Source organism: Clostridium malenominatum (assembly GCF_039521365.1).
Taxonomy (GTDB): Bacteria; Bacillota; Clostridia; order Clostridiales; family Clostridiaceae; genus Clostridium_AW; species Clostridium_AW malenominatum.
The window spans coordinates 18,099-42,315 of record NZ_BAAACF010000006.1 but is presented as its reverse complement, the minus strand read 5'-3'; the positions used below and the strand labels follow the sequence as shown (position 1 = coordinate 42,315).

Sequence of the window (24,217 nt, the reverse complement as noted above, 5' to 3'; positions counted from 1 at the left end):
AGAATATTATACTAAATTCATAAATATTATTGACACTAAAATGATAATATATTAACATAAGTGAAGAGGAATTATATTTATCAGGGTAGGAGGTATTTAGGAGTGAAGAAATTTAAAGGTACAATTGTTTTATTATTAATAACATCAATTTGTGGACTTATTCTAGGAGTGGCTCATGGAGCAACAAAAGACATAATTGCAGAGAGAGAAAGATTGGAAAGTTTGCAATTAAGTGTTATACTACCTAAAAATAATGCAAATGATGTAAAGCAAATGGATGTAAATCTTGAAGGTGTAGAAAACGTTTCAGGAGTTTTTGAAGCTTTAGAAAATGGTGAAGTTGTTGGACATGCTGTTATTGTTACGACTAATGGATTTGGCGGACCGATAAAGATGACAGTAGGTATTACTAAAGAAGGAAAAATTGGTGGAATTAAAATAGTTTCTCATGGTGAAACTCCAGGTATAGGAACTGTAATCGAAGATGAGAAATTATTATCAAAATATAGAGATAAAGAAATAAAAGAAAAGTTAAAGCTTGTAAAAGGTACTGCAGCAGCGGATAATGAAATCGAATCAATTACTGGAGCTAGTATAAGTTCAGGAGCTATGGTTGCAGGGGTTAATACAGCTATTAACTTCTATAAAGAACAGATTTTAGGGGAAGAATCTTCAGATCCTAGCAAGAAGGAAGTAACTGTTAAAGATGCAATGCCAGAAGGCGATGAAATGAAGCCATTTGAAGTTGCATTAGGCGATAATATTGCTGAAGTTCAAGAAGTTTACAAAGGTGGTCAAGTGATAGGATATGCTATTACTGCTATCTCTGGAGGTTACAGCGACAGTGTAGACTTAAAAACTCTAGTTGGTATTTCTTTAGAAGGAAAAATAACTGGAATTAGAGTTGTACAAAATGGAGAAACTCCAGGAGTTGGAGATGTAATTTTAGATAAAGACTTTACTGATAGATTTGTAGATAAATCAGCAGCTAAGCCATTAGAGTTTGGAAGCGGAGAAAATGCAGTAGAAACTGTAAGTGGAGCTACTTTAAGCTCTGAAGGTGTAGTATACGGCGTAAATAATGCAATTAAATTCTTTAATGAAAGCTTAAAAAAATAATGTAAAAGGAGGTTGAATTAACCTCCTTTTTTTATATTTAATTATAAATGTTTTGGGAAAGATATATTTGAAGAAGATAAAAATATAAGTTAATATTAAAGGAGGAATGGATATGGCTAAAAAGGGAATGAAAAGATCTGCACCAGAGGAAGTTAAAAATGGTGAAACTAAGAAAAGAAATAAAAATCAACAGCCTGTTCCTGAAACTAAAAAATAGTAAGGGAAGATAAATTTATGGATAAAAATATAATTTTTGAAGAATTTAATAATCATCTTTTAAAGGATGAAAAGCCATCTATTTATTTTAATGAAGTATGTAAAAATGATGAATATAATATCTATCCTTTTAAGTTTATTTGGGATTTAATAAATACAGAACAAAGCCCCACTCATCATCCAGAGGGTAGTGTGTGGAATCATACCATGCTAGTGGTAGATAAGGCTGCAACCTTAAGGCATTTAAGTGAGGATTCCATGGTTTTTATGTGGGCCGCTCTACTTCATGATATTGGCAAAGCACCTACTACTAAAGTAAGAAAAGGAAAGATAACTTCTTATGACCACGACAAAGTAGGAAAGAAAATGGCCATAGAGTTTTTAGGAGAATTTACCGAAGATAAAGAGTTTATTGAGAAGGTAGCAGATTTAATTAGATGGCATATGCAACCTCTTTTTGTTGTAAAAAACATGCCCTTTGCTGAAATTGATAAAATGCTTGAAGAGATATCCCCTGAGGAGATTGCATTACTAGCTAAATGTGATAGGGTAGGTAGAGGGAATATGGATGATAAAAAGGTCAAAGAGGAAATGGAGAGCGTTGAGGAGTTTCTACTAAAGGCTAAAGAAAAAGCAAAAAAGCTAACTCATATTCATTAAAGGAGGAGTTTTTATGGCTGTTAAAGATGAAAAGAAAAGAAAAAACGATAATAAAAATAAAAACCCAAAGGATTCAGATCCAGACATGACTAAGCCTGTTAGAGGGTTGCCTAAAGTTTAAATAAGGTGAAAACTCCTACGGAATTTCTATAATAATGGAAGTTCTGTAGGAGTTTTATTTTTATTATAAACATAAAAATTTTTAATTGATAAATACTAACACAAGGAGGTGGCATAATGAAAGTTGCAATTATGGGAGCAGGATTATCAGGTTTATCTTGTGCGATTACTTTAGAAAAGCAAAGAATTCACCCTGTAGTTTTTGAAAAAAGAAATAGGGTAGGAGATAGATTTGTTAATGCAGAAGCTGTTTTTAATATATTGAACAAACCCTATAATAATTGTTTAGAATATATTAAAAATGAATATGGCATAGAGTTTAAAGGGATTAATGATATCAATAGAGTTAATTTTCATTCTAAAAATGAAGTAGGTTCTATAAAAGGAAACTTAGGAAAATCAAATATAAGGGGAAGACAGAAGGACTCCTTTGAGGAACAATTAAGGAAACAGTATAAAGGAGAGATAATTTATAATTCCCAGTATAGCTATGAAGAATTAGCGAAGGAATTTACTCATGTAGTACTAGCTACAGGAGATGGAGCGTATTCAATAAAACTCAATAACTATACTATTGGTCTTACAGCCACTTTAAAAGGAGCTACTGTAGAAGGAAATTTTGATGATAATCTAATTTCTATATGGTTTAACCATGAATTTGCACCTAAGGGGTACGCCTATATTATTCCATATTCAGATAAGGAAGCAAATATTGTAATAAGTTATCCTGACTATACAGAAACTAAGGAAAGAGATCTAAATTATATGTGGAATAGTTTTTATAATAAAATATGTAATGACATGAAACAAAGTTTGAAAATTACAGATAGATTTGAAATAACTAGATATATAATAGGGATTTGTAAAAGACCAAAGATTGATAACACTTATTTTGTTGGTAACTGTTTTGGAGCAATTTCTCCAGCTTTAGGCTTTGGGCAATTCACCTCAATTCTAACAGGAATATATGCAGCAGAAGATATGATAGGTTTAAAGAAATATGAAGAGCAAACCAAGGTACTAATAGAAAACTACAATAATTCACTCCTTATTAGAAAGGCATTAGAAAGTTTAAGCGATAATCAATTAGATTTTATGATAAAGAATCTAGACAATAAAATTACGGATAAATTAATTGATAAAATACATAGTGACGAAACGGAATTTGATTTACTGAAGTGGGCGAGTTATGTATTAAAACCTTTTTATGTGGTGTAATTGCCACATTTTTTTTTATCTATTATAATATTGAGGTAATTATTAAATTATATTAGGAGAAATTAAATTAATATGAAAGAAATAATTGAAAAACTAAAGTTTAAAGGTAAAATGCTAAAAAAAGAAGTAGGGGCATTGTATTTGGCATACAAAAGAAAGGACACGCCTATTCATGCAAAAATAGTTGCAATACTAGTTGTAGCTTATGCTTTAAGTCCCATAGATTTAATTCCCGATTTTATACCTATAATAGGATATTTAGATGATCTTATATTATTGCCTTTAGGAATTTCTTTGGCAGTTAAGTTAATACCAAAAGAAGTTATGGAAGAATGCAGAGAGCATTCAGAAGAAATGATTAAAGAAGGGGCTAAGGAAAGTAAGATTGCAGGAGCTATTATATTAACAATGTGGATTTTAATAATTAGTTATGTAGCTTGGAAGATACTTGCATAAAACTTCAAAAGCCATAGTAATTATATTATACAGCAAGAATAAGGGGTAGTGATTACATGGGTCATATCACTTAACACACAATTAACGTTCGTTATGGTAAGTAAATTAACAGTTAAAGTTGAATTTATTTCTGTTAAATTTGAAAAATGACTATATTTTTATAAAAAAATCTGTTATAATAAAAATAAGTTAAAAACAAAATAAGGGGGGCTTCACATGTTAAATGGGAAAAAAATAAGAGAGTATAGATTAAATTTAGGATATACGGCTTCTGATATAGAGAATTTAACTAAAAACCCAAAATATGAAACTTCAATTTCAAAGTCATATCTAGAGGAACTTGAAAGAGGAGATAAAAGAAACCCCAGCTTTCAAAAGGTTATAGTTTTAGCGAACATATTATGTTGTAAGATAGATGATTTAGTTATTCAATAATAAAAACCCATGCGTTGCATGGGTTTTTCACTACATTTTCTCTGGTTCAGGATATTCTACTCCTAAAGTATCCACAGTGATTTCTTTAATTGTCTGCGCCTCTACTGGTTTATCATTTCTGTCAGTCTTTACGCCACCTATTTTTAGAGCTATTTCTAGTCCTTCTGTGATTTTTCCAAATCCAGCGTACTGTCCATCTAAATGTGGAGTATTGCCTATCATTATAAAGAATTGGCTTCCTGCTGAGTTAACGTTCATGGATCTAGCCATGGATAAAACTCCAAGGGTATGTTTTAATTCATTATTAAATTTATTTCCTTTAAATTCACCTCTGATAGAATAGCCAGGGCCACCCATACCAGTTCCTTCAGGACATCCTCCCTGTATAACAAAACCAGGTATTACTCTATGAAAACTAATACCATTATAAAATCCCTTATTAATTAAACTAATAAAGTTGTTAACAGTATTAGGTGCAATTTCAGGATATAATTCTCCCTTCATTACATCTCCATTTTCCATAGTTATTGTAAAAATTGGATTACTCATGTACATCTCTCCTCTTTTGGTAATATAGACTAGATTATATTATAGTATTATATTATGAGCAAGTTTTAATTAATTAAAAACCTAAAAAACTATTAAAGCTCGCATCAGAAGGCATTCTCCAATCTCCTCTAGGTGATAGGCTAATAGAACCAACTTTTGGGCCATCTGGCATAGCAGTTCGTTTAAATTGTTGTGTGAAGAATCTTTTTATAAATAATTGTAGCCATTTATGTATTGTTTCTGTACCATAAACTCCTTCGAAGGCTATTTCTCCTAAATAAAGTATTTTTTCGGGAGAAAATCCCTTTGAAAAATAATAAAGAAAAAAGTCATGAAGTTCATAAGGGCCTACAATATCTTCAGTTTTTTGAACTATTTTACCTTCTTTATCTTTAGGTAGAAGCTCAGGGCTTACTGGGGTATCTAAAATATCTATTAAGATATTTGAAATTTCCTCTTCTACTTCTTCATCACTAACATATCTTACTAAAAACTTTACTAAGGTTTTTGGTATGGAAGAGTTCACAGAGTACATGGACATTTGATCCCCATTATATGTGCACCACCCTAGAGCCAATTCAGATAAATCACCTGTACCTATAACTATGCCACCTTCTTTGTTAGCCACATCCATTAAGATCTGAGTTCTTTCTCTTGCCTGCACATTTTCATAGGTTATATCGTGAATATTAGGGTCATGATTAATATCCTTAAAATGTTGAAGACAAGAAGTAACAATATTAACTTCTCTTAAATCCGTTCCTAGTTTTTTACATAGGTTTATGGCATTATTATAGGTTCTGTCTGTAGTTCCAAAGCCAGGCATAGTTATAGCAATAATATTTTCACGATTTATATTTAATAAATCAAAAGTTTTTACAATGACTAAAAGTGCAAGAGTTGAGTCTAGGCCTCCAGATATTCCAAGCACTGCTTTTTTAAGTCCAGTATGTATCATTCTTTTAGCTAAAGCTGAACTTTGTATGTTAAATATTTCTTTGCATCTATCATTACGTGCGTTTATATTATGTGGAACAAAGGGATGTTTTTCTATAGATCTATTCATTTTAAAATCTAAATTTTTAAAGGAAAATTCTATTTCTCTTACATGAAAAGAAATATTTCTTTCATTATCTTTGAAACTAGTATTTTTAATTCTCTCTTTAATTAATTTATCTACATCAATTGAAGATACTATTATATTACCTTTTCGTTCAAAGCGTTCATTTTCTTTTAATATAGAGCCATTTTCTCCTATAAGTAAATGGCCACTAAATAATAAATCTGAGGAGGATTCAAAAACTCCAGCAGAAGAATAAACATATCCACATACACAGCGTCCACTTTGGGATTTAACTAAGTCTTTTCTATAAGAAGCTTTGCTAACTATTTCATTGGAAGCAGAGAGATTAGCTATTATATTAGCTCCTTTTAAACTTAAATAACTACTAGGAGGAATGGTGACCCAAAGGTCTTCACATACCTCAATTCCAAAGTTAAAGGGATAGCTATTAAAAATTAAATCTACACCAAAAGGAATGTTCTTTTGAAAATTTAAATTAACCTCTTCATTTTTTATATGTAGTCCCTCAGAAAACCATCTTTTTTCGTAGAACTCAGAATAATTAGGTACGAAGCTTTTAGGTACAATTCCTAAAATTTTGCCCTCATATATAATGAAAGCAGCATTATATAAGGAGTCTTTAAAAATTAAAGGAGCCCCTACTGCAATTAATATGTCCTTATCTTTTGAAAAAAGGCATATATTTTCAATTCCATCCATAGCTTTTGAAAGAAAAGAACCATTTAAAAATAAATCTCCACAACTATAGGAGGTCACAGAAAGCTCTGGAAATACTATGAACTTTACATTTTCCTTTAAAGCATCGAGAATGGAAATTTTAATATTATCAACATTGAATTTTATATCACAAACATTGGTTACTGGACATGCTGCTGCTACATTTATGAAATCATATTTAGGACTATAAGTTTTATTTTCCATAGATACTCCTCCAATTTATATTTAATACTTAAATTTACCTTATAAATAGTTTAAAAGCTGCAAATTAGTAAAGAATTATTGTATAATGATAATAACAATAATAATGTTAAAAATCAATTATTCTCTATTTTGGAAGGAGGGGGTTATCATAAAAATTGTAGCATCAATTTTATTGTGGGTAGCTATAGGCGTTACTGGTGTTGCTATTGATTTAGTAACAAGTAGTTTATTATTCGTGTGGTTTACCGTAGGTTCTTTGGCATCCTTAATAGCATTGATTTTAAACTACTCGTTTACTGTACAAGTTATCACTTTTATAAGTGTAAGTGCACTATTTGTAGCAATAGGATATCCTTTGGCAAAGGAAGCTTTAAATAAATCCGTTCCAAAGACTCCAACCATGGAGGAAGGATATATAGGAAGAGAGCTAACGGCTGAAGAAGATATACATGACAATGCGTTAATGAAGATAGATGGTATATATTGGACAGTAAAATTAGATGGAGAGATAATTAATCGAGGTGACAGAATTAAAATTATTGGTATAGAGGGAAATAAATTAGTGATTAAGAAAATATTAGGAGGGGAACACCAATGTTAGGAAAAATAGTTTTTATTTTTATTCTGCTTATAGTATTGTTAGCAGTACTTTCTTCAATTAAAATAGTAAACACAGGCTATCTTTACATCTTAGAAAGATTTGGACAATTCTATAAGGTATTAGAACCAGGGTGGCATTTTACTATACCTTTTGCAGACTTTGTAAGAAAAAAAGTATCTACAAAGCAACAAATTTTAGATATAGAGCCACAAAGCGTTATAACTAAAGATAACGTTAAAATATCTATAGACAATGTTATATTCTACAAAGTTATGAGTGCAAAAGACGCAGTTTATAATATTGAAAATTATAAATCAGGTATAGTTTATTCAACTATAACTAATATGAGAAATATTGTTGGTAACATGTCTTTAGATGAAGTTTTATCAGGAAGAGATAAAATAAACAATGAATTATTACAAGTGGTTGACCAAATAACAGATGCTTATGGAATAAAGATTTTATCTGTTGAAATTAAAAATATTATTCCACCAGCAGAAATTCAACAAGCTATGGAAAAACAAATGAGAGCTGAAAGAGATAAGAGAGCTGCTATACTTCAGGCAGAAGGTCAAAAGCAATCAGAAATCACTAGAGGTGAAGGAGAAAAACAGGCAAAAATCCTTCAGGCAGAGGCTGAAAAGGAAGCAAACATTAGACGTGCAGAAGGTTTAAGACAATCTCAAGTACTTGAAGCTGATGGTAAAGCTGAAGCTATAGAAGCTGTGGCAAAAGCCCAGGCAAAAGCAATTGAGATGGTTAATAAAGCTATACTTGAATCAGGTACTAATGAAACAGTTATTGCTTTAAAACAAGTAGAGGCACTTCAAGAAATGGCTAAGAATCCAGCTAATAAACTTATACTGCCTAATGAAACTCTATCATCCTTTGGTAGCATTGCAGCAGTAGGTGAATTGTTAAATCAAAATAGGGGCTAAAAATATATAAAGTTGTGTCTTTAAAGGCACAACTTTTCTTGTTTTTTCACCATAATATAGTTGTAAAAAAATGAAATATCCATTAATCTATTACTACAGATAAATAGTAATATAGGAAATGGGGAGAGGGTGGAATTATGACTATTAAGGATATTTTAATAAGAGTATTATTGGCTGCATTAGTAGGGGGAATAATTGGATACGAAAGAGAAAATAAAAATAGACCAGCAGGTTTTAGAACTCATATTCTTGTATGTTTAGGCGCTACTGTTGTATCAATGATACAGCTATATGATATAGAGTATACTATAAAATTAGTTCAAGGCAGTACTGAGCTTAGTAATGTACTTAAGGCAGATGTAGGAAGATTAGGGGCACAGGTTATCACTGGTATTGGATTTATAGGTGCTGGAACAATAATACATGAAAAAGGTTCTGTAAAGGGACTTACCACAGCTGCAAGCCTTTGGACCGTTGGATGCATTGGATTGGCTGTTGGAAAGGGTTATTATTCATTAAGTATAATTTCAGCCTTATCTGTGATTTGTGTATTAGAGTTTTTAAAGAAATTTGAAAATGCTTTTAGAGAAAAATGTACTATAGTACGTTTTCAAGTGGATTACAATGATAAAGAGTTATCTGTAACTGGTATAACGCATTATTTTCAAGAAAATGGTATAAAAATAAAAAATATTGAATTTTTTCTTGAGGATGACGTAAAAGGTCAGGGAAGCAGTTTATATACAGTTTCACTTCCGAGGCGTGCCCATAGGGAAGAGATTATTATGGAGTTAAGAAGAAATAGTGGAATTGACAGCGTAGAAATATTGTAGAAGATTAAAGGAGAATAATGTTATGAAAAATAATATATTTTATTTTACTGGCTCAGGAAACTCACTAAAGGTGGGGAAGGATATTGGAGCAAAGCTTGGAAATGCTGAATTAATACCCATACCTAAAGCTCTAAAGGAAGGAATAGATTTAAATTGTGAGAGGATAGGGGTAGTTTTTCCTGTATATGGCTATGGGGTACCTAGAATGGTAGTGGATTTTTTAAAAAGGTTAAAAACCAATAATTACGTATTTATAATAATAACCTATGGTGGTTCTGGAGGATGTACTTTAAATCAAGCAAAAAATATATTAGAATCTGTTGGAACTAAGTTAAGCGCGGCCTTTGGAGTAAAGATGCCAGATAACTATATACCTATGTTTAACCCTCCTTCTGAAGAGGAGCAAAATAAGATGTTTAAAGAGGAAGAGGAAGTAATCAAAAAAGTAAGCACTATTGTTAAAAATAAGGAAAATTACTATGAAGAAAACAAAATCTCTTTAATAGGAAGAGCGTTGTCGAAAGGATTATATCCAATTGCTATAAAAAATTTTAAAAGCAGTGATAAAAATTTTTGGGTAAATGAAAAATGTTTAAAGTGCTCCATATGCTATATGGTTTGTCCTAGAAAAAATATTGTAATGAAAGAAGGAAAACCAACTTGGCATGGAGATTGTGAAGCTTGTATGGCATGTATTCATTGGTGTCCCCCAAAGGCTATTGAATACGGTAAGAAAAGTGGCAATAAAAGAAGATATACTCATCCAAAAATAAAGCTTGAAGAGATGATAATAAATGTTTAAAAGGATTTTTATAATATTTATAGTGCTGTGTACTATGCTTTTAGGATGTAGCAAAAAACAGATTAAAACTATAGTAGAAGAGGATAAACCTTCGCCACCTCCTATAGTAGACCCTATATATGAAGATATAAAAAAGCTTACTTTGGATGAGAAAATTGGTCAATTATTTATAGTAAGTATGGACGGTGAAGAGGTAAATGAAAGCACTATAAGATTAATTAAGGATAATAAAATAGGAGGAATCATATTATTTCAAAAAAATATAAAAGATTCTAAGCAGCTTGTAACTTTAGTGAACTCATTGAAGGAAACTAATAAAGACAATCCAATCTCATTATTTCTTTCAATTGATGAAGAAGGTGGAAGGGTAACGAGAATGCCTAAGGAAATTAAAAAATTACCTAGCAGTAAGTTAGTGGGAAAGACAGGCAAAGAGGAAATAGGTTATGATTTAGGAGTTGCTTTAGGAGAAGAGTTACGTGACTTTGGAATAAATATGAATTTTGCTCCTGTGATGGATATAAACAATAATCCAAATAACAAAGTTATTGGAGATAGAGCCTTCGGAGACAATCCTCAAACTGTAGGAAGTCTTGGGAGATCTGTAATGAAAGGTCTGCAAAATGCGGATATTATCCCTGTTTTAAAGCACTTTCCTGGACATGGGGATACGGCAGTGGATTCTCATGTAGATTTGCCATTGATTAATAAAACTATGGAAAGTCTTGAAAGTTTTGAAATTATACCTTTTAAAGAAGGCATAGAAGAAGGAGCGGACATGGTGATGATGGGACACATTTTATTACCCTTATTAGATAAAGAAAATCCAGCTACCTTATCTTCAATAATTATAAAAGATTTACTAAGAGAAAAACTTCAGTTTAATGGAGTTGTAATCACTGACGATATTTCTATGAAGGCAATTTCAAACAAATATGGTGTAGGGGAAAGTGGACTTAAAGCATTAAAGGCAGGCTCTGATATAGTATTATCTTGTTATTCCTCAGATAAACAGTTTGAATTAATAAAATATGTAAAAGATGCAGTAAGTAGCGGATTATTAAGCGAAGAGGAAATAGATAAAAAGGTATATAGGATAATAAAGCTTAAGAAAAAGTACAATATTAGCGATGAAGTTGTAAAGCAAGTGAACGTTAATGTTATAAATGAAAAGGTAAGTAGTGTAATAGAAAGAATAGGAAGGTAACCCTTCCTATTTTTTAAAAGCAAATAAACTCATCGATTCTTCTTAAATCAATTCCAAAATATACCCAGAAGAAACCATTCCATCTAAATCCAGATACAGATCTAGGGCCTACAAAAGTTAACCATGCCCAGAAAGATCTTCCGTTTCTAAGCCAGATGTATACAAATCTATTTCTGCAACGTCTTATGGACCCTGGATCTACGGCCTTCGCGCCTAATCCTGCTTGTGATTTACTAGGTGTATATGAGGGTGGTGGACCTGAGGGTGGTCTGCCTTGACCGCCGCCACCAGGACCGCCAGGGCCTCCCATTCCGGGACCACCTGGTCCTCCTGGACCGCCTGGGCCAAATGGTGGACGTCCTGGAGGAGGTCCTGGGAAAAATTGACGAGAGTATGGACAATTGGGGGGACAGCTATTGTAAAACTCGTCAATTTCATCAAAACTATCAAATTCATCGGATTCCCCACGATATTCCATAGGATATTCGTCTTGGAAATTATAATCTTCTTCAAAGTTTGAGGCTTCGTCAAAGTTTAAGGTTTCGTCAAAGTCAAAATCATCAATAAACATTAATACTCTCCTTTTAAAAGCTACATTATATATTATGCAAGGTAATGGAAAAAGGTTATAATATATTTAAATTTTCAAAAATAAGGAGAGCGAAATATGAGTAAAGAAATTATTACATTTATTGATAACTTCAATATTAGATTTAGTAAGGAAGAGGATGTGCCGCTAATATTAAATTTTATTAAAGAGTTAGCAGAATATGAAAAATTGTCTAATGAAGTAGTAGCTACAGAGGAAATTCTAAAAGAATCAATTTTTCTCAAAAGGTCTGCGGAAGTGATTATAGGAGAGTATGAAGGAATTCCTGTAGGATTTGCTCTATTCTTTCATAATTTTTCTACCTTCTTAGGAAAACCAGGTATTTATTTAGAGGATTTATATATAAGACCTGAGATGAGAGGAAAAGGCTTTGGAAAGGTTATGCTTTCATATTTAGCAAAGCTAACTTTAGAAAGAGACTGTGGAAGATTAGAATGGTCTTGTTTAGATTGGAATAAGTCGTCTATAGACTTCTACAAAAGCTTAGGAGCTATGCGCATGGAGGAGTGGACAGTACACAGAGTAACAGGAAATACCTTAAAAGAACTAGGGAGAAATTTTTAACAAAGTGATAATAAAGACCAATATGTAACTTATTACCAAAATGTATTCAAAATATTCTAAACATTCTATACTAATAGTAGGGAGTGTTTAGAATATTTTTTTATGAATAAAATTAAGGGGGGTCAATATGTCAAATAATACTTCATTGGGGAGAGGCACTGAACAGACAACTAAAAGAGATGGCTACAAAATTATAGGATTATCCATACCAATGTTTTCTATCCTGACATTAGTAGTATTAGGTGCTGTGTATCTAAATGTATTACCTAAGGGAATGATTGGTGCATTAGCAGTAATGATGGTGGTTGGAGCAATTTTAAATGAGATAGGAGATCATCTTCCTATTGTAAAGGATTACTTAGGTGGAGGCCCTATAGTTGTAATTTTTGCGTCGGCAGCCTTTGTAACTTATAACATTTTTCCTAAAGGGACAGTAGATATTCTTACTAATTTCATGACAAAAGAAGGTTTTTTGGACTTTTATATAGCAGCTTTAATTACAGGGAGTATACTTGGAATGAATAGGAGTCTTCTAGTTAAAGCTTCTGTAAGATATCTTCCAACTATACTTGGTTGTGTTGTGTTTTCGCTACTATTTGTTGGAATAGCTGGTGCTTTAATGGGATATGGTGCAACAAAGGCTATATTTTATATAGGTATTCCTATAATTGGTGGAGGCATGGGAGCGGGGGCAGTGCCACTTTCAAAAATTTTTGGTGCAGGATTTAATGCAGATCCAGCACAAATGTTATCAATCATGGTACCGGCAGTGGCACTTGGAAATGCTTTTTCTATAGTTTCCGCAGGACTTTTAGATAAATTAGGCAAAGCAAAACCAAGTTTAACTGGAAATGGAGATATGTTAATAGATAATACTATAGAAGCAGTTAAAGATGAAGAAGAGGTATTTCAACTAAATCTTTTAGAAATGGGAAATGGTCTACTTATAGCTCTATCCTTTTTCTGCTTAGGAGGAATAATAGCTAAATTTATACCAGGAGTGCATCAATATGCATGGATGATTTTATCGGTAGCTGCAGCTAAAATACTTAATTTATTGCCAAGGAAATATGAATTGGCAGCAACTCAATGGTATCAGTTTGTAGCTAAAAACTTTACAGCACCTCTATTAGTGGGAATAGGAGTAGCTTATACTGATTTAGGGCAAGTACTTGAAGCTTTAAGTGGCCAATATTTAATACTAGTTATAGTAACAGTTATTGGTTCAATGTTAGGAGCGGCATTAGTTGGGCGTATTGTAGGGTTCTATCCAATAGAGGCGGCTATAACAGGAGGGTTATGTATGGCAAATATGGGGGGAACAGGGGATGTGGCTGTTTTATCAGCCTCAAAGAGAATGGTACTTATGCCTTTTGCTCAAATATCTTCTCGAATAGGAGGGGCATTAATTTTAATTATTGCTAGTGCATTAATTAAAATATTCTCATAACTTATACTGCAAGATAAAGATATGACGTAATTTAAATTAAATTTTAAATTATGCAGGATAAATCTTAAAAAAATTAAAATGTAAATAATTCAAATTATTTCATAAATATGGTTGACAAGCCTTAAAAAACTATGATACCATCTATTTTAATATCAGCTTGGGGCTTGAAGGAAAATAAAAGTGTCTCTATATATCATTTATTTTGATGTATAGAGGCTTTTTTATAAAAATATTTAAGGGGGCTTTAAAATGGATGGCTTATTAGCATTCACGGTATTATTCATTATTTTTGGAGCTGGAGATATTATTTCATCAAAAACAAAGGCAATTGTTTCAACGATGTTCGTATCTTCAGTGGTATTACTTTTAGGTTTTTGGGTGGGGCTTCCAAAAACCATATTTAAAGATTCAGCATTGTTACCTTTAGGAAGTATACTTATTGGTATTTTAATTACTCATATGGGTACTCTTATGAGTGTTAGAGAACTTATAAAACAATGGAAAACGGTAGCTATATCTATAGCATCTATTGTTGGTATAGCTGTTTTTGTGTATTTAGCAGGTACTCCAATTATAGGGAGAGAGTATTCAGTAGCTGCAGCACCGCCTATAGCGGGAGGAGTTGTAGCCGGGATAATGATGGGAGAAGCAGCTAAAGCAAAGGGGCTTGAAACTATTATGGTTTTTTCAACTTTGCTTGTAGTAGTACAAGGTTTCTTTGGTTATCCCATAGCTTCTATTTGTTTGCGTAAAGAAGCTAAAAGAATTTCAAATAAATTAAAATCAGGTGAATATAATATATCAAAGGGAGAAGTTGCAGCAGCTAAAGAAGAGAAATCAAAGTTTAAGATAATTCCTGATTTACCAAAAGAACTACAAACACCATCAATTTTGCTTGCAAAGCTTGGTTTAGCCGCATTCCTGAGCTATAAGATAGCTGCTCTAACCAATGGAGTTGTTAACAAGTATGTAGTATGTCTAATTATAGGAATTATTTTAAAAGAAATAGGATTTTTAGAAAGTGATATCCTTACAAAGTCTCAATCTTTTGGACTAGCTATGGGAACTTTGTTGACAGTTATATATTCTAACTTAGCAAGTGCTACACCAGAAATGGTTTCAAGATTATTATGGCCATTAGCTGCAAGCTTAACTTTAGGAACTATAGGTATAGCTTTAGCGAGTATTCCTGTTGGAAAAATGCTAGGAATCAGCTGGCAGATGTCTTTATCAATTGGCATTACTGCATTATTTGGTTTTCCAGGTACCTTTATAATATCTCAGGAAGTTGCCAACGCGGAAGGAAAAACTGAAGAAGAAAAACAGTTGATTTTAAACGAAATCATGCCCAAAATGCTTATTGCAGGCTTTGTAACAGTTACTATTGCATCAGTAATACTTGCGGGAATAATGGTGAAAATGATTTAGTTTTAGTATTTTAATTTAACACTGTACAGTTGAAAGTTATAAAGAAGGAGGATTTTACAATGAAAGCATTAGAAATATCAAAAAAATATTATGATTGGATGGTAGAAATAAGAAGGGATTTTCATATGAATCCTGAACCATCCTTTGGGGAATATAAAACCTCTCAAAGGATAAAAGAAGAGCTTGAGAAGATGGGGATAGAGGTGTCAAGTCCTTGTGAAACAGGAGTACTTGGAATACTTAAAGGAAAAGAAGAAGGAAAGGTAGTAGCATTAAGAGCTGATATAGATGCCTTATCAGTAAATGAAGAAACGGGACTAGATTATGCCTCTAAAACCCCAGGAATGATGCATGCTTGTGGCCATGACGCACATGCTGCAATGCTTCTTGGAGCTGCAAGAATTTTATCGGATATGAAGGATGAAATAAAAGGTACTGTTAAATTTATTTTCCAGCCAGCAGAAGAAGTAGCTGGTGGAGCTAAAAAGATGATTGAAGGAGGAGTATTAGAAAATCCTAAGGTGGACATGGCCTTTGGAATGCATATATGGTCAGATGTGCCTACCGGTGAGGCTAGTATTCAACCAGGACCTATGATGGCGTCAGCAGATGTGTGGAAGTTAAACATAAAAGGCAAGGCTTGTCATGGTTCCTCACCTTGGCAAGGAGTAGATGCAATTACATGTATGACTGCTATATTAAATGGTCTTCATACAATTGTTACAAGGGTAAATGACATAAGAAATCCTATAGTTATAAACGTAGGAACAATAAATGCAGGGGAAAGATTTAATGTAGTACCTGGAAAAGCAGAAATAGTTGGAATGAACAGAACCTTTACAAAAGAAAGTAGAGAATCTCTACCAAAATGGATGGAGACTATGATTAAAAGTACTTGTGAAGCTTATGGATGTGAATATGAATTTAAATATGATTTTATGTGCAGCCCAACTATTAATGATGAAAATGTTTCTAAGGTTATAAAGGTGGCTGTATCTAAGTTAATCGATGAAAAAAATCTTATACCTATGGAAAAAGTTATGGGATCTGAAGACTTCTCAGAATATGCTCAAAGGGTACCTGGAGCTCTAATGTTCTTGGGAGCACGCAACGAAGAAAAGAAATGTTGCTATTCACATCACTCAAATTTCTTTAATATTGATGAAAATGCTATGCCAATTGGAGCTGCAACTTATGCACAAGTAGCACTAGATTATTTAAGTTAAATAAAAAACGTCTCTACATATCATTTATTTGATATATAGAGACGTTTTTTTAATATATTTAAATTTATGGAATATAATATAAGAAAGGGGGAATTTTTCATGAAAACATTAGAAAGTGCTAAAAAATATTATGACTGGATGGTGGACATCAGAAGAGATCTACATATGCATCCAGAACCTTCCTTTAGCGAGTTTAGAACTTCTAAAAGGATAAGGGAAGAACTTGAAAAAATGGGTCTAGAAGTTTCAAGCCCTTGTGAAACAGGCGTACTTGGAATACTTAGAGGAAAAGAGGAAGGGAAAGTTGTTGCGCTGAGAGCGGATATAGATGGCCTATCCGTAAATGAAGAAACGGGACTAGCTTATACATCTAAAACGCCAGGAATGATGCATGCTTGTGGCCATGACGCACATATTGCAATGCTCCTTGGGGCTACAAAAATTTTATTAGAAATGAAAGATGAAATAAAGGGTACTGTAAAGTTTATATTTCAACCAGCTGAGGAAATAGTAAGTGGAGCTAAAAAGATGATTGAAGGTGGGGTGTTAGAAAATCCTAAGGTAGATATGACCTTTGGAATGCATATATGGTCAGATGTACCAGTAGGCAAGGTTAGTATTCAACCAGGCCCTATGATGGCGGCAGTAGATTTTTGGAAACTAACAATAAAAGGTAGATCCTGTCATGGTTCTTCTCCTTGGCAAGGAGTAGATGCCATTACTTGTATGAACGCTATTTTAAATGGGTTTCATACCATAGTTACTAGACAAAATGACATAAGAAATCCTATAGTTATCAATGTAGGAACAATAAATGCAGGGGAAAGATTTAATGTATTACCTGGAAAGGCTGAATTAGGCGGATGCAATAGATCCTTTACGCAGGAAAGCAGGGAAGCTATGGCAAAATGGATGGAAACTATGATTAAAAGTACCTGTGAAGCTTATGGATGTGAATATGAATTTAATTATGATTTTATGTGCAGTCCAACTATTAACGATGAAAATATTGTTAAGCTTGTGAAAGAAACTGTATCTAAATTGATTGGAGAAGAAAATCTTATCCCCATGGCAAAGGTTATGGGTTCAGAGGATTTTTCAGAGTATGCCCAAAGGGTACCAGGGGCCCTAATGTTCTTGGGTGGACGCAACGAAGAAAAAAACTGCTGTTACTCCCATCATTCAAATTTCTTTGATATAGATGAAGATGCTATGCCAATTGGTGCGGCAACCTATGCACAAGTAGCACTAGATTATTTAAAATAAAGCTTGTAAACAAGTTTTTGACAAATATAAATTTAGATGATAAAATGTTAAAGAATAGAATATAGAAACAGGGGAGCTTGTGTTGCAGGCTGAGAGGAAACAAATAAGTTTCGACCCTTTAACCTGATTTGGATAATGCCAACGTAGGGAAAGAGATTTATGTTAATTACTTAATGTTAATTAATGGGATATACTGCGTGGTATATCCCATTTTATTTTGCCAAAAGCACGAAAGGATGTAATAAACTATGGAAAAAAAGTTATCAAACTTTAGTCAATTCTTATTATGGTTCGGGGCAGCAGTTTCAATAGCTGAAATTCTTACAGGTGCACTTATTGCGCCATTAGGGCTTAAGAGAGGTATAATTGCTATTTTTATTGGACATATAATCGGGGGGATTATTTTTTATGCTGCTGGATTTATTGGAGCAAAAAGTAAACTTTCGGCAATAGAATCGACTCGTATTTCTTTTGGGAAATATGGCTCTTATCTCTTTTCAATATTAAATATTATGCAGCTACTTGGATGGACAGCTGTAATGATAATTAATGGATCAAAAGCATTTGATGTTGGAACAAAATATATAATGAATTTTCAAAATGAAATTTTATGGTGCATATTGATTGCGATATTAATTGCTATATGGATCATAGTTGGTGTTTCAAATTTATCTAAAATTAATATAGTTGCTGTAGGGGCATTATTTGTTTTTACTATGATTCTTGGAATCACTGTGTTTGGGACAGGATCTGGAGAGTATATGGGTACGGATATGATGACTTTTGGCGCAGCTGTAGAATTAAGCGCTATAATGCCTTTATCTTGGCTTCCGTTAATATCTGATTACACACGAAACTTAAAAAATGAAAAATCAGGTACGTTAGTAAGTGCACTAGGGTATTTTATAGGAAGTACATTTATGTATATTATTGGCTTAGGTGCATCGCTTTTTGCAGGAACTTCAGATATCACAGAGATTTTACTTTTAGCAGGACTTGGCTTTGTAGCATTAATAATAGTTCTTTTTTCAACTGTTACAACAACTTTTCTAGATGTATATTCAGCTGGAGTAAGCTTTGTAAATATAAATAATAAAGTAAGTGAAAAAATTGCGGCTTTAGTTGTTTGTTTCTTAGGGATGCTTATGGCAATATTTATTCCTATTACTCAGTATGAAAACTTTTTATATTTGATAGGTTCTGTGTTTGCGCCTTTATTTGCAATACTCATTACAGATTACTTTATTTTAAACAACAAATCTGTAAATGAAAATAATAATATTAATATTAAAAACACAGTTATTTGGTTAATTGGTATAATAGGGTATAGAAAATTCATGCCATATAATTCACCCCTTGGAATAACTCTTCCCGTCATGTTAGGTATAAGTATTATTTGCATTTTAATAAATGGAGGAATGAAATTATGTTTAAAAAAATCTTAGAAAATGTTATTGCTAAAACTCCACTTGTGCACAATATTACTAATTATGTTACTGTAAATGATTGTGCAAATATAATATTGGCTTGCGGTGGCTCACCTATAATGGCTGACGACATTTCAGAGGTAGAAGAAATTACAAGCATCTGTAATAGCTTGGTAATTAATATAGGAACACTTAATGAAAGAACAATTAATGCTATGATAATAGCAGGTAAGAAGGCAAATTCATTAGGTCATCCTGTTATATTAGATCCTGTTGGTGCGGGGGCATCCTCATTGAGAACGGAAACAGTTTTTAGGCTAATAAAAGAAGTTAAATTTTCTGTTGTCCGTGGAAATATATCAGAAATTAAAGCTGTTTATTCAGGAACTTCCTCTACAAAAGGAGTTGATGCTAATATAGCAGATATTGTGACAGAAAAAAATATTGATGAAGTTGTAAGTTTTTCAAAGACTTTAAGTGAAAGAACTGGAGCGGTTATAGCAATAACTGGGGCATTGGATATAGTTACTGATTTAAATAAAACATATATAATAAAAAATGGACATTCAATGATGGGGAAAATTACAGGTGCTGGTTGTATGCTAACAAGTCTCATAGGTGCTTTTTGCGGTGCTAACTGTGATAACCTATTAGATGCTACGGCTGCCGCTGTATGTAGTATGGGAATTTGTGGTGAACTTGCATATAAAAAAGTCTTAAAAACAGAAGGAGGAACATCTTCTTTTAGAACAAGCTTAATAGATTATATGAGTAAGTTTAATTATGATGTATTAAAGGAGGAAATGAAAATTGAAAGTAGATAAAGAATCTATGCTACTATATGTAGTAACAGATAGAACATGGCTTGGACAAAACTCACTGTATTTACAGGTAGAGGAGACTTTAAAGGTAGGTGCAACCTTTATTCAGCTAAGAGAAAAATCTATGCCTTTAGATGAATTTATATCAGAAGGTAAAAAAATAAAGGAGATTGCAAAAGGTAATAATGTTCCTTTTGTGATAAATGATAATATTGATGTTGCCATTGCTTGCGATGCAGACGGTGTACATATAGGGCAAAGTGATATGAGTGCAAGGGATGTAAGAAAACTAATTGGAAAAGATAAGATATTAGGTGTGTCAGCACAAACAGTAGAACAAGCCATAAAAGCAGAGCAGGACGGCGCAGATTATATAGGTGTTGGAGCGGTGTTTAACACATCAACAAAAAAGGATGCTCATACCGTTTCTATGGATACATTAAAAGAAATTTGCAGATCAGTTAAGATTCCTGTTGTAGCTATTGGTGGAATTAATAAAGATAATATTTTGGAACTTACAGGCAGTGGGGTTCATGGGGTTGCTGTAATATCTGCCATATTTGCAGAAGAGGATATAAGTAAAGCTACCAGTGAACTTTTAGAATTATCAAGAAAAATGGTAAGCCTATGATTTCCTATGCTATATTTGATCTAGACGGCACACTTTTAGATTCTATGGAGATGTGGAGTAATGTGGGAAGGGAAGTTCTGAAAAGCCATGGCGTTACACCTCCAGATAACATAGATAATGTATTAAAGGTTATGAGTTTACAGCAATCATCGGAGTATCTTATTAAAGAATTTCACATAAGAAGAACACAGAATGAATTAATTTCTGAGATATGTAAAATGGTAGAGAATAAGTATAAACATGAGGTTACATTAAAACCTTTTGTTTTAGAATATCTGAAATATTTGAAATTTAATGATGTAAAAATGTGTATTGCCACAGCTTGTGAATATTCTTGTGCAGTATCCGCACTTAAAAGATTAAATGTATATGATTTTTTTGAGTTTATATTAACTAGTAGTGATGTAGGAATTTCTAAGGGAAGTCCAGAATTTTTCAATCTAGCTGGTCAGAAACTTGGGGCAAGGACAAAGGAAACTGTAGTTTTTGAGGATGCGCTCCATGCCATAGAAAGTGCAAAGAAGGCTGGATTTTATGTGGTAGGGGTGCATGATAAAACCGCTGAAGATGACAGAGAGAACATTAAAAAAATTTGTGATTATTATATAAGTTCTTTTAAAGAAATGAGGGAAATAAAATGAAAAAAGTATTAAGTATAGCAGGTTCAGATTGTAGTGGAGGGGCTGGAATTCAAGCTGATATAAAAACTATTACTGCCCATAAGATGTATGCTATGAGTGTTATTACCGCATTAACTGCTCAAAATACAACAGGAGTATATGGCGTTTCTGAAGTTACTCCAGAATTTGTTGGAAATCAAATAGATTGTGTTATGAAGGATATATTTCCAGATAGTATTAAGATAGGAATGGTGTCTTCTGCTAAAATTATAGATATTATAGCTGAAAAGCTAATCCAATATAAAGCCAAAAACATAGTAGTGGACCCTGTTATGATTTCCACCAGTGGAAGTAGACTTTTAAACGATGATGCTATGGATGCCCTTATTACAAAGCTTATACCTCTTGCTACAATTATCACTCCAAACATATATGAAGCAGAATGTTTATGTGGATTTGAAATAAAAAGTAAGGAAGATATGGAAAAAGCGGCACTGAAAATTTCAGAAAGCTATAAGGGAAATATTTTAGTAAAAGGGGGACACCTTTCAGAGTGTAGCGATGATCTACTTTATAATAATGGGAAATTTACTTGGTATCCTTCTCCGAGAGTAGACAATCCTAATACCCATGGAACAGGATGCACTCTCTCCTCTGCTATTGCTTGCAACCTTGACAAAGAAGAGGATGTAGAACTGAGCGTAGAAAAAGCTAAAGATTATATAAGTGGAGCAATAAAAGCAAATCTTGATTTAGGAAGAGGAAGAGGTCCTCTTAATCATTGTTATAAGTAAGAAAGAGTAGGTTTAAAAGCCTGCTCTTTTCTACTTATATTAAAAATTTCTAAATGTAACATAAACATATTCAATGTATCATGTATGTTACGATATAAAGTGTTACAAAATTCTAAAAATTCTATATAAAAAACTCCTCAATATAACAATAGTATGATAAACATTCAATTGGCATGGTAATTGCTTTGATAATAGGTACAACTAATTATTTTAATGAGGAGGTTTATCATGGAATTAGGTAACAAAAAAACTGGAATCATGTTAGTTATTACAATGTTATGGGTATTGATTACTCTGTGTGCATGGAAAGGGCAATGGTTTATAAGCTTAATTGCTAGTGTAATATTAATGCTTCTTTACATGATGCTTGGTTCAGCGAGAAATGGAAAATTAGACATGAAGTTTTTTGTAACAACATTGCTTTCTTGGTCAATTTTATGGGTTGTGGGATTTTTCTTATCAAAATATTATGCAGATATCTTTGCAGGGAAAATGCCGAACTTTACAATTTTAGGATTCCACCCTTCCTTTGCATTTACAGTATTGACATATTGGATAGGTGGTATGCTGACTTTAACATTGGGATTAACAGCATTTGGTGACCATTGGTTATCAGATGAGGATTGGAGCAAATTTAAAAATAAAATTCAAGTTTTAAATTCTGCAAAGGAGGAATGTTAAATGTCAACGAGCGTTAAATATCTAATTGTAGGTTTTTCATTTGCAATGATAGTGGTTTCTTTTATAATCGGATGGGCTTCTAGGGAAAAAGCTTCAGATCCTCAATCCTTCTTTGGTGGAACAGCTCTTTTTGGTCCCGTGGTAGTTAGCTTATCTACTTTAGCAGCAGTAGGGAGTGCCTTTGCTATAGTAGGGGTACCCGGTACTATTTATTCCTTTGGAAATACTATGACTTTATGGATGTTATCTTCTTCGGCATTTTCTATGGCTTATATTGCTATAGGTAAAAAAATTAGAGCCATGGCGGAAGTTGCTCCAATTGCAACTCTAGGAGATATATCAGATTTGAGATATAATGGTCATAATGGAATAAAAATCACTCTCTCAATAATATTATTCATAGGATCAATAGCTTATTTAGCATCACAAATTAGTGCATGTTCAGCTCTATTTGCTCACCTTCTAGGCTGGAAACCAATGTTTGCTGGGTTCTTTATATTTGGAATACTTACGGCCTACACAGCTATGAGTGGTGAAGTGGGAGGGGTATTAACTCAAGCATTTCAAGGTTTAATAATGGTACTAGCTGGTATAATAATGATATTTGCATTTTTCTCAATTACAGGTGGTTTTAAAGAAGTAGTAGAAGTAGTATCAAATGTTGGAAAAGTAACTGGTACAGTAAATGGTAAAGAAGTAGTAAAGCAATTTATGCCTGAAGCCATGAACGCTTGGGGAACACTACCAGGTTCTATAGCTTTAACTTGGATGTTTATACCTATATTAGGAACTATGGGGCAACCTCAAGTTTTGACAAGAATGTATGCATTAAAAAACCCAAAAGATATGCCAAAGTTAGGTTTATATGCTGCACTTGGTCACATGGTGGTAGGATTCTTTGCTGTAGCTATGGGTTATGCTGCACTATATTTGGTAGGAAAGGGTTTAATACCTCCATTAACCAATGGTGATAATTCAATATTTGCTGTAGCTGATTATGTTGGTGTGTATGCACAATTATTTGTATATGCAGCAGTGTTAGCAGCGTCTATGTCTACCGCAAGTATGTTTTTAACTTTATCTGCTACTATAATTTCAAGAGATATACCAAATGCTTTAGGTAAGAAAATTGAACCTAAAAAACAAATGGCACTGTCAAGAGTTGCAACATTTATTATTGGAATATTATCTATAATATTTGCTTTAACTAGTGGTGAAGCAGTTGCTATACTTGGAACTTTTGGTTGGGGAACATTGATGTCTGCTACATTCCCAGTGTTTATAACAGGATTGCTTTGGAAGAGAGCTAGTAGTCAAGGAGTATATGCTGGGTTAATAACTGCATTGGTATTAAATATACTTTCCTTATATTTAAATAGTACTGGTTTTAAATGGCCAGGTGGTCTGCCATGGTACGTTAACGTAATAACAGCTGCTATGCTTGTAACTTTCGTAGTTTCACTATTTACCAATGGAGCTACGGGAGCTGAATTGGATAAGAGAGTGGAGGCAGTAATTGAATTATAAGGAGGAAAATATT

The 24,217-nt window shown here is 32.9% G+C and carries 25 protein-coding genes and 1 riboswitch; of the genes, 22 read left to right on the top strand and 3 right to left on the bottom strand.

Features of this window, described 5'->3' with window-relative positions; translation table 11 throughout:
* The first annotated feature begins 102 nt into the window (after positions 1 to 102).
* The 5 genes from ABDZ69_RS14540 (at position 103) to ABDZ69_RS14520 (ending at position 4,224) form a co-directional block, all read left to right on the top strand.
* Positions 103 to 1,119, top strand: a complete 1,017-nt coding sequence (locus ABDZ69_RS14540) for an RnfABCDGE type electron transport complex subunit G (protein ID WP_343770767.1) — start codon at positions 103 to 105, stop codon at positions 1,117 to 1,119.
* 234 nt (positions 1,120 to 1,353) lie between these two features.
* Positions 1,354 to 1,995, top strand: coding sequence for an HDIG domain-containing metalloprotein (locus tag ABDZ69_RS14535; RefSeq protein WP_343770766.1), 642 nt, complete (start codon positions 1,354 to 1,356; stop codon positions 1,993 to 1,995).
* A gap of 237 nt (positions 1,996 to 2,232) precedes the next feature.
* Positions 2,233 to 3,333: an NAD(P)/FAD-dependent oxidoreductase gene (locus tag ABDZ69_RS14530; RefSeq protein ID WP_343770765.1), complete on the top strand. Its 1,101-nt coding sequence runs from the start codon at positions 2,233 to 2,235 to the stop codon at positions 3,331 to 3,333.
* Positions 3,334 to 3,405: 72 nt separating this feature from the next.
* Complete coding sequence (locus ABDZ69_RS14525; protein ID WP_343770763.1) at positions 3,406 to 3,789, top strand: YkvA family protein; 384 nt, start codon at positions 3,406 to 3,408, stop codon at positions 3,787 to 3,789.
* A gap of 216 nt (positions 3,790 to 4,005) precedes the next feature.
* Entirely contained in the window at positions 4,006 to 4,224 is a 219-nt protein-coding gene (locus ABDZ69_RS14520) for a helix-turn-helix domain-containing protein (protein WP_343770762.1), read from the top strand.
* Between the two features lie 30 nt (positions 4,225 to 4,254).
* Here ABDZ69_RS14520 and ABDZ69_RS14515 read toward each other — a convergent pair whose 3' ends face one another.
* Positions 4,255 to 4,773, bottom strand: a complete 519-nt coding sequence (locus ABDZ69_RS14515) for a peptidylprolyl isomerase (protein ID WP_343770760.1) — start codon at positions 4,771 to 4,773, stop codon at positions 4,255 to 4,257.
* Positions 4,774 to 4,846: 73 nt separating this feature from the next.
* Positions 4,847 to 6,778, bottom strand: a complete 1,932-nt coding sequence (locus ABDZ69_RS14510) for an NAD(+) synthase (RefSeq protein ID WP_343770759.1) — start codon at positions 6,776 to 6,778, stop codon at positions 4,847 to 4,849.
* A gap of 172 nt (positions 6,779 to 6,950) precedes the next feature.
* On the opposite strand from ABDZ69_RS14510, the gene ABDZ69_RS14505 reads away from it, so the two are divergent.
* From ABDZ69_RS14505 to nagZ, 5 genes are all read left to right on the top strand, one after another.
* The gene (locus tag ABDZ69_RS14505; protein WP_343770758.1) at positions 6,951 to 7,379 is read left to right on the top strand and encodes an NfeD family protein; all 429 of its coding nucleotides are present in this window, start codon (positions 6,951 to 6,953) and stop codon (positions 7,377 to 7,379) included.
* Positions 7,373 to 8,317 carry an SPFH domain-containing protein gene (locus ABDZ69_RS14500; protein WP_343770757.1) on the top strand — a complete coding sequence of 315 codons (945 nt, stop codon included), beginning with the start codon at positions 7,373 to 7,375 and terminating at the stop codon, positions 8,315 to 8,317. The genes ABDZ69_RS14505 and ABDZ69_RS14500 overlap by 7 nt, the downstream gene beginning before the upstream one ends.
* A gap of 137 nt (positions 8,318 to 8,454) precedes the next feature.
* Positions 8,455 to 9,150 (top strand): MgtC/SapB family protein, encoded by a 696-nt coding sequence (locus ABDZ69_RS14495; RefSeq protein ID WP_343770755.1) that lies wholly within the window; start codon positions 8,455 to 8,457, stop codon positions 9,148 to 9,150.
* A 22-nt stretch (positions 9,151 to 9,172) separates the two neighbouring features.
* Positions 9,173 to 9,952, top strand: coding sequence for an EFR1 family ferrodoxin (locus ABDZ69_RS14490; protein ID WP_343770754.1), 780 nt, complete (start codon positions 9,173 to 9,175; stop codon positions 9,950 to 9,952).
* Positions 9,945 to 11,159 carry a beta-N-acetylhexosaminidase gene (gene nagZ / locus ABDZ69_RS14485; RefSeq protein ID WP_343770752.1) on the top strand — a complete coding sequence of 405 codons (1,215 nt, stop codon included), beginning with the start codon at positions 9,945 to 9,947 and terminating at the stop codon, positions 11,157 to 11,159. Before ABDZ69_RS14490 ends, nagZ begins: the two co-directional genes overlap by 8 nt.
* Positions 11,160 to 11,172: 13 nt before the next feature.
* Here the strand turns inward: nagZ and ABDZ69_RS14480 are convergent, their stop codons facing one another.
* Positions 11,173 to 11,637 (bottom strand): hypothetical protein, encoded by a 465-nt coding sequence (locus ABDZ69_RS14480; RefSeq protein WP_343770750.1) that lies wholly within the window; start codon positions 11,635 to 11,637, stop codon positions 11,173 to 11,175.
* A 189-nt stretch (positions 11,638 to 11,826) separates the two neighbouring features.
* On the opposite strand from ABDZ69_RS14480, the gene ABDZ69_RS14475 reads away from it, so the two are divergent.
* From ABDZ69_RS14475 to ABDZ69_RS14420, 12 genes are all read left to right on the top strand, one after another.
* A complete protein-coding gene (locus tag ABDZ69_RS14475; protein WP_343770749.1) occupies positions 11,827 to 12,333 on the top strand; it encodes a GNAT family N-acetyltransferase in 507 nt (168 codons plus the stop codon).
* 127 nt (positions 12,334 to 12,460) lie between these two features.
* Entirely contained in the window at positions 12,461 to 13,783 is a 1,323-nt protein-coding gene (locus tag ABDZ69_RS14470; RefSeq protein ID WP_343770747.1) for a 2-hydroxycarboxylate transporter family protein, read from the top strand.
* A gap of 249 nt (positions 13,784 to 14,032) precedes the next feature.
* On the top strand, positions 14,033 to 15,211 hold the full coding sequence (locus ABDZ69_RS14465) for a hypothetical protein (RefSeq protein WP_343770746.1): 1,179 nt from the start codon (positions 14,033 to 14,035) through the stop codon (positions 15,209 to 15,211).
* Positions 15,212 to 15,270: 59 nt separating this feature from the next.
* Entirely contained in the window at positions 15,271 to 16,437 is a 1,167-nt protein-coding gene (locus ABDZ69_RS14460) for a M20 metallopeptidase family protein (protein WP_343770744.1), read from the top strand.
* A gap of 99 nt (positions 16,438 to 16,536) precedes the next feature.
* Positions 16,537 to 17,703, top strand: a complete 1,167-nt coding sequence (locus ABDZ69_RS14455; protein ID WP_343770743.1) for a M20 metallopeptidase family protein — start codon at positions 16,537 to 16,539, stop codon at positions 17,701 to 17,703.
* A 59-nt stretch (positions 17,704 to 17,762) separates the two neighbouring features.
* Positions 17,763 to 17,872: riboswitch (TPP riboswitch) on the top strand.
* Between the two features lie 79 nt (positions 17,873 to 17,951).
* Positions 17,952 to 19,148: a putative hydroxymethylpyrimidine transporter CytX gene (gene cytX, locus ABDZ69_RS14450; RefSeq protein WP_343770741.1), complete on the top strand. Its 1,197-nt coding sequence runs from the start codon at positions 17,952 to 17,954 to the stop codon at positions 19,146 to 19,148.
* A complete protein-coding gene (thiM, locus tag ABDZ69_RS14445) occupies positions 19,130 to 19,954 on the top strand; it encodes a hydroxyethylthiazole kinase (protein ID WP_343770739.1) in 825 nt (274 codons plus the stop codon). Before cytX ends, thiM begins: the two co-directional genes overlap by 19 nt.
* On the top strand, positions 19,941 to 20,582 hold the full coding sequence (gene thiE / locus ABDZ69_RS14440) for a thiamine phosphate synthase (protein WP_343770738.1): 642 nt from the start codon (positions 19,941 to 19,943) through the stop codon (positions 20,580 to 20,582). The genes thiM and thiE overlap by 14 nt, the downstream gene beginning before the upstream one ends.
* Entirely contained in the window at positions 20,579 to 21,223 is a 645-nt protein-coding gene (locus ABDZ69_RS14435; protein ID WP_343770737.1) for an HAD family hydrolase, read from the top strand. The genes thiE and ABDZ69_RS14435 overlap by 4 nt, the downstream gene beginning before the upstream one ends.
* A complete protein-coding gene (thiD, locus tag ABDZ69_RS14430; RefSeq protein WP_343770736.1) occupies positions 21,220 to 21,996 on the top strand; it encodes a bifunctional hydroxymethylpyrimidine kinase/phosphomethylpyrimidine kinase in 777 nt (258 codons plus the stop codon). The genes ABDZ69_RS14435 and thiD overlap by 4 nt, the downstream gene beginning before the upstream one ends.
* A gap of 228 nt (positions 21,997 to 22,224) precedes the next feature.
* Positions 22,225 to 22,677: a hypothetical protein gene (locus ABDZ69_RS14425; RefSeq protein ID WP_343770733.1), complete on the top strand. Its 453-nt coding sequence runs from the start codon at positions 22,225 to 22,227 to the stop codon at positions 22,675 to 22,677.
* Positions 22,678 to 24,204, top strand: coding sequence for a sodium:solute symporter family transporter (locus ABDZ69_RS14420; protein WP_343770731.1), 1,527 nt, complete (start codon positions 22,678 to 22,680; stop codon positions 24,202 to 24,204).
* The last annotated feature ends 13 nt before the right edge of the window (positions 24,205 to 24,217 follow it).

Coding starts and splice junctions, on each gene's coding strand:
- ABDZ69_RS14535 (WP_343770766.1), top strand. CDS start 1,354: ATGGATAAAAATATAATTTTTGAAGAATTTAATAATCATCTTTTAAAG.
- ABDZ69_RS14530 (WP_343770765.1), top strand. CDS start 2,233: ATGAAAGTTGCAATTATGGGAGCAGGATTATCAGGTTTATCTTGTGCG.
- ABDZ69_RS14525 (WP_343770763.1), top strand. CDS start 3,406: ATGAAAGAAATAATTGAAAAACTAAAGTTTAAAGGTAAAATGCTAAAA.
- ABDZ69_RS14520 (WP_343770762.1), top strand. CDS start 4,006: ATGTTAAATGGGAAAAAAATAAGAGAGTATAGATTAAATTTAGGATAT.
- ABDZ69_RS14515 (WP_343770760.1), bottom strand. CDS start 4,773: ATGAGTAATCCAATTTTTACAATAACTATGGAAAATGGAGATGTAATG.
- ABDZ69_RS14510 (WP_343770759.1), bottom strand. CDS start 6,778: ATGGAAAATAAAACTTATAGTCCTAAATATGATTTCATAAATGTAGCA.
- ABDZ69_RS14500 (WP_343770757.1), top strand. CDS start 7,373: ATGTTAGGAAAAATAGTTTTTATTTTTATTCTGCTTATAGTATTGTTA.
- ABDZ69_RS14495 (WP_343770755.1), top strand. CDS start 8,455: ATGACTATTAAGGATATTTTAATAAGAGTATTATTGGCTGCATTAGTA.
- ABDZ69_RS14490 (WP_343770754.1), top strand. CDS start 9,173: ATGAAAAATAATATATTTTATTTTACTGGCTCAGGAAACTCACTAAAG.
- nagZ (WP_343770752.1), top strand. CDS start 9,945: ATGTTTAAAAGGATTTTTATAATATTTATAGTGCTGTGTACTATGCTT.
- ABDZ69_RS14480 (WP_343770750.1), bottom strand. CDS start 11,637: ATGGAATATCGTGGGGAATCCGATGAATTTGATAGTTTTGATGAAATT.
- ABDZ69_RS14475 (WP_343770749.1), top strand. CDS start 11,827: ATGAGTAAAGAAATTATTACATTTATTGATAACTTCAATATTAGATTT.
- ABDZ69_RS14470 (WP_343770747.1), top strand. CDS start 12,461: ATGTCAAATAATACTTCATTGGGGAGAGGCACTGAACAGACAACTAAA.
- ABDZ69_RS14465 (WP_343770746.1), top strand. CDS start 14,033: ATGGATGGCTTATTAGCATTCACGGTATTATTCATTATTTTTGGAGCT.
- ABDZ69_RS14460 (WP_343770744.1), top strand. CDS start 15,271: ATGAAAGCATTAGAAATATCAAAAAAATATTATGATTGGATGGTAGAA.
- ABDZ69_RS14455 (WP_343770743.1), top strand. CDS start 16,537: ATGAAAACATTAGAAAGTGCTAAAAAATATTATGACTGGATGGTGGAC.
- cytX (WP_343770741.1), top strand. CDS start 17,952: ATGGAAAAAAAGTTATCAAACTTTAGTCAATTCTTATTATGGTTCGGG.
- thiM (WP_343770739.1), top strand. CDS start 19,130: ATGTTTAAAAAAATCTTAGAAAATGTTATTGCTAAAACTCCACTTGTG.
- ABDZ69_RS14435 (WP_343770737.1), top strand. CDS start 20,579: ATGATTTCCTATGCTATATTTGATCTAGACGGCACACTTTTAGATTCT.
- thiD (WP_343770736.1), top strand. CDS start 21,220: ATGAAAAAAGTATTAAGTATAGCAGGTTCAGATTGTAGTGGAGGGGCT.
- ABDZ69_RS14425 (WP_343770733.1), top strand. CDS start 22,225: ATGGAATTAGGTAACAAAAAAACTGGAATCATGTTAGTTATTACAATG.
- ABDZ69_RS14420 (WP_343770731.1), top strand. CDS start 22,678: ATGTCAACGAGCGTTAAATATCTAATTGTAGGTTTTTCATTTGCAATG.